The sequence below is a fragment of the Streptomyces glaucescens genome, from assembly GCF_002154375.1.
GTDB lineage: Bacteria > Actinomycetota > Actinomycetes > Streptomycetales > Streptomycetaceae > Streptomyces > Streptomyces glaucescens.
The window spans coordinates 1-4,901 of the sequence record NZ_MUND01000355.1 but is presented as its reverse complement, the minus strand read 5'-3'; the positions used below and the strand labels follow the sequence as shown (position 1 = coordinate 4,901).

Here is a 4,901-nt window from a genome sequence, read left to right as displayed (position 1 = left end):
CCCAAATGAGATGACGTCTTATACGAGTCCGGCTCGCCCGGGGCTTCCGTGCGCTTGCGTTCCTGGATACGCGTGCGGGCGATCAGGGCGTCCATGGCCTCTACGAGATCCTCCAGGGAAGGGGGAGCCTCTCCGCTCTGGCGCATGGCCATCTGCTTGCCGCCGAGCGTGTAGATGCTTTCGTGCAGCACGCCCGCGAGCAGACCGTCTTTGATCGCCTTCAGTCGATCGGCCAGAGCCAGCCCCTCCGGCTTCGACAGGAAGCCGTGGGGCACTCCGTAGCGCGTCTCCAGGGGGCTGCTGTAGTCGACGCGGGCACTGCGTTTCCCGGAGAGGAGATGGCTGATCAGGGTGTGGGATAGGTCGACTTCTTCGGCGATCTGGCGGTAGGTCTCCTTCGTCGGCGCCGTCGCTTTGCGCCTGCGCCGGCGGAGGAGATCCAGCCGCTGACCGACCAGCCTGCGGTAGTAGTCCTCGCGCGCCTCGCTTCCGCTGGGCGGCTGCTGCGGCTCGACGCCGTCGACCAGCAGCTCTCGCACCCGCTGCGGTTCGATGCCGGTGGCTTCGGAGATCTCCTCGATGTCGAGTACCTCGCTCGTGTCGTATCCGAGGCGAAACGCCGCCCGCCCGATGGCATCGACGAGAGAGGCGATGTCGGCCGCGCTCACCTCACGGGGGACGAAGGGCACGAAGATCTCCAAGGGGGCCAGGGCACATGTGCGATCGCAGCGTATCCGGGCTGCACTCCTGCGACCAGCGTATCCGTTCGTTGACCCATAAACGATGGGTTCTGCTGGATCGTGGGACCAGCGCCCGCCGCGAGAATCGGCACGTGACCACTCACGACGGTGCGTCGCTCACTCCTGCGGTCGGTACCGATCCATTTCGCCGAGCTAGTCAAAGCCGTCACCGTTTGTTGACAGAGAAACGGTGAGTGCTCCAGGATCGCGACGACCTGCGTCTGCTGATGTGAACCCTCACGTCGCGGGGCTTGTCGGACCTTCTTCCCTCTCATCCCGCGATACGGAAATCGGGTGCGATGACCTCCCATCCTCACCAGCCATCTGCCAGCAACCCGCCCTTACGGCACACAGGCTGCCCTGTGCGCCATGGCGGCTCCGCCGTGCCACTGTCGAGCACCGAGATGGTCGCCGACCCGGCCGCCTTCTATGCGACGCTCCGCGAGCACGGTGGCCCGGTGGTGCCCGTGCATCTCGATGGCGAGGTGCCGGCCTGGCTCGTGATCGGCTACGACGCATGCAACACGGTGCTGCGTGACGGGCTTCTGTTCACTCGGGACCTGGGCCAGTGGCATGTCACCAAGCAGGGCCTGCTCCCGCAGGACTGGCCCATAGGGCCCCATGTGCAGCCGATGCGCAACATGCTCTTCGCCTCCGGCCATGAGCATCAGCGCCTGCGGGGCGCGTTCAAGACCAGCTTGCACAAGGTCGGGCAACGTCGGCTGCACGCGACGATCACCCGCGTCGCCGATCGCCTCATCGAGGGCTTCGTGGAGGACGGCCAGGCCGACATCGTCGGCCAGTACGCCGTCCCGCTGCCGGTGGCGGTGCTGACCCAGCTGTTCGGATTTCCGCCGGAAGACGCCGAGCGGCTCCAGCGGACGATCCTGACTCTGCTCGGAGGAGGAGAGGGAGCGCTCGACGCCAACGTCGGCCTCAACGCCATGATCGAGGACCACGTCCGTCGCCGCCGCCAAGAGCCGCGCGCGGACATCGTCACATGGCTGCTGGAGGCGGACCTCAGCGACGAAGAGACCCGCGAGACGGTCTGGCTGGCCATCAACGCGGGCGTCGGCTCCACCACCGCCTGGGCCGCCAACACGTGCGAGGTGCTGGCCCGGGCCGAGGACGCCCGGACCGACCTGCGCAGCATGCTGCGTGACATCCCCGGCGTGATGGCCGAGGTGCTGTGGAATCACGCCCCGGTGCAGCAGGTCATCGGCCGCGTTGCGACCGCCGACATGGATCTGCACGGCACCCGGGTCCGCCGCGGCGACCTGCTCATCATCAGCCCCGCCGGCGCCAACCTCGACCACGACCGTTTCGGCGGCCGCGCCCTCCGCGCGGACTACGTCGAGAGCAACGCCAGCCACCTCGCCTGGGGCAGCGGCGCCCACGAGTGCCCGGCCCCGGGCCTGGCCACGGCAATCGTCCGGGGCGGCGTCGAACGGCTGTGGACTCGCCTGGACGACATTCATCTGGCCTTCCCCGGGCAGCCCACGCAGTGGAGCCCCTCGATCATCGTCCGCCTCCCCGCCCGGCTGGACATCGCCTTCGACCCGGTCCGTGCCCGAAAGCGTGCCGCGACCCTCGCCCCGATCGGAGACCGCTGATGAAACTCGCCGCCCTCCCAGAGACGCAGCTGTTCCCCCTCGACCCTCACGCCACCGATGTTCTGGAGGAAGGGCGCAGGCTGCGCGAGCGCGGCTCCCTCGTTCCCGTAATCATCGACGGTGGTGTCAGGGCCTGGGCGACTGCGCACCGGGACGTCGCTGAAGCTGTCCTGGGCGGCCGTCATTTCCGCAAGAACCCCACTCATTGGGCTGACCTGCAAACAGGCAGGATTCCCCGCGACTGGGGACTGCTGGAGTTCATCGCCCTGCCGGGGATGCTCAATGAAGACGGCGGACGGCACCGCAAGCTGCGGGGCCTGGTCAGCAAGGCCTTCACGCCCCGCCGGGTCGAGGGCCTGCGTCCCCGCATCACGGACATCGTCCAGCACCTGATCGCGGATCTGTCGACGACCGCTCCGGGCGAGTACATCGACCTGCGCTCTCGTTTCGCTTTCGAGCTGCCCATGCAGGTCATATGCCACCTCTTCGGGCTGGACCCGGCCACCAGCAGCACCCTTGCCCGGGACTACACGCGCATCCACGACAGCCGCAGCGCACCCGAGGACGTCGCTGCGGGCAAGGCTGGAGTCGCGGCCGTCATCAGCCAGCTCATCGCCGACAAGCGCCGGCGCCCCGGCGACGACCTGACCTCCGCTCTGATCGCCGCGACCGGCGGCGAGGACGCCACACTCGACGATGAACTGCTGCTCTACACCCTGATGCTGTTCCTCTTCGCCGGGCACGAGACCACGACGAACCTCATCACCAACGCCATCAAAGCCCTCACCGACCACACCGACCAGATGAAGCGCGTCCGCGAGGGCGCGATCCCCATCAACGACATCGTCGAGGAAACCCTGCGCTGGAACGGGCCGATCAACACCGTCATGTTCAGGTATGCCGCCGAGGACATCACCGTGCCCGGCACGAACGTCACCGTCCGGGCGGGCGAGGCCGTCGTCATCTGCCTGGCGGCCACTGGCCGCGATGCGCAGGCCTTCGGCCCTGACGCGGACACGTTCGACGCCACCCGCCAGGCCCTCGCGCATCTGGCCTTCGGCCACGGGGCCCACTACTGCATCGGTGCCCCGCTGGCCCGCATGATGGCCGCCACGGCGCTCGCCGCGCTGGTGGAGCACATCGACGTCGACCGCACCGGGGCCCCCACCTCCCGGCCGATCAGCTCCTACTCCTCCAACTGCGACACAGCGCTGTGGGCGCGAGTACGGGCGCGGACGCACGCCGCTGCTGCCGCGTAGCCGTACTCCCCGGGACGGCACCCGCTGCGGATGCCGTCCCGGGCGTACCGCAGGGGCCTCCACCCCACCGGCTGCCTGCGGCCCGGCTGATAATCTCGCTGCGCACGTCACCAGGCACAGCCAGTCACGTCAGGGAAAAACGGGGAGCGCAGGCCGCCGATGCACCACAGCTACATCGAGGCGCCCGACCAAGCGCCGATAGCGACCACACCAGCCCTTCACTCCGCGGGCACCGACACGTATGGGGAGGGCTGACCGAGACATGCGCACCACCGGTGCACTTCCCCCTTACCGCAGTGTCCTTGCACGTCTGGCCGAGACCACCAGCCGTGCCGGCGCCGCCGTCCGCCAGCACCGCTCCTGGTCCCGCGAACGGCGCGCCGCACTGCACCTCTTCTACGACGAACTCGGCCTCAAGCCGGGCGCGAGCGTCCAGGACGTCCTACGGGCCATGGCCGATCTGCGCGGCCGCACGGTCGAGACGTTCCTGCTGTCGGGCCTGCCGCCCCGCGTGAGCGGCGTGACGGTGCAGGGCGAAGACACCGACTACATCGGCATCAGCGACCGCCTCAGCCCCTGGCACCAGGCACTCGTCTCCCTGCACGAGGCACGCCACCTGCGGGTACCGCACAGCGGAGCCGAGGACGGCCCCGGGGATGCCTGCTCCATCGCCGTGCACAGCCAGTTCGACGGCGTGACCCTGGAGTCCCTCAGGGAGCAGATGTCCGCCCTGCCCGACCGGGTCCGCGAGGAGATCATCACCCGGCCCGCCAAGCTCCGCGCCGGATACGGAGACGACGAAGAACTGACCTGCGAGATCTTCGCGCGGGTCGTCCTGCCTCTGCTCGACCTGGACCCGACCAGCCAGAGCACCGGCCGCCTGACGAGCGCAATCAGCAACCGCCGGTCCATCTGATGCCCACCGGAATCATCACAGTCATCAACCTGGTGATCGCCCTGTCCTCGATCGGACTGGGCATCGTCAAAGCGCTGGCAGTGCGTCACCAGCGGGAATGGACACTGGCCCTGACCGCCTCGGTACTCATCCACGCCGGGCTAGTCTTCCTGCTCGCCACACCAGTCATCTACCGGGCTGTCGGCACCGCACTGCACTCCCCCAACATCTGCGCCCTGCTCGTCCCCTGCATCACCCTGATCTGCGTCGCCCACGCCCACGCCATGAGCCAGCTGTGGCAGCCCGAGCGCCGAGACGCCCGGGCGCTGCGCCGCACCGCACTGCGCTGGCTGCCCGTCTACGGGGGCGCCTTGACCGCCATGGCGGTCCTGTA

General features: G+C 68.6%; 5 protein-coding genes. 4 read left to right on the top strand and 1 reads right to left on the bottom strand.

Annotated elements, in window-relative coordinates; genetic code table 11:
• Positions 1-701, bottom strand: a 701-nt coding sequence (locus tag CCN42_RS22950; RefSeq protein WP_086738394.1) for a hypothetical protein, incomplete at its 3' end; no start/stop codon positions are given.
• 422 nt (positions 702-1,123) lie between these two features.
• On the opposite strand from CCN42_RS22950, the gene CCN42_RS22945 reads away from it, so the two are divergent.
• The 4 genes from CCN42_RS22945 to CCN42_RS22930 form a co-directional block, all read left to right on the top strand.
• Positions 1,124-2,353: a cytochrome P450 family protein gene (locus tag CCN42_RS22945; RefSeq protein WP_143661992.1), complete on the top strand. Its 1,230-nt coding sequence runs from the start codon at positions 1,124-1,126 to the stop codon at positions 2,351-2,353.
• Entirely contained in the window at positions 2,353-3,612 is a 1,260-nt protein-coding gene (locus CCN42_RS22940) for a cytochrome P450 (RefSeq protein ID WP_086738390.1), read from the top strand. Before CCN42_RS22945 ends, CCN42_RS22940 begins: the two co-directional genes overlap by 1 nt.
• A gap of 262 nt (positions 3,613-3,874) precedes the next feature.
• The gene (locus tag CCN42_RS22935) at positions 3,875-4,528 is read left to right on the top strand and encodes a hypothetical protein (RefSeq protein ID WP_086738387.1); all 654 of its coding nucleotides are present in this window, start codon (positions 3,875-3,877) and stop codon (positions 4,526-4,528) included.
• A partial coding sequence (locus CCN42_RS22930; protein WP_143661991.1) for a hypothetical protein occupies positions 4,528-4,901 on the top strand: 374 nt, incomplete at its 3' end. The genes CCN42_RS22935 and CCN42_RS22930, both read left to right, overlap by 1 nt.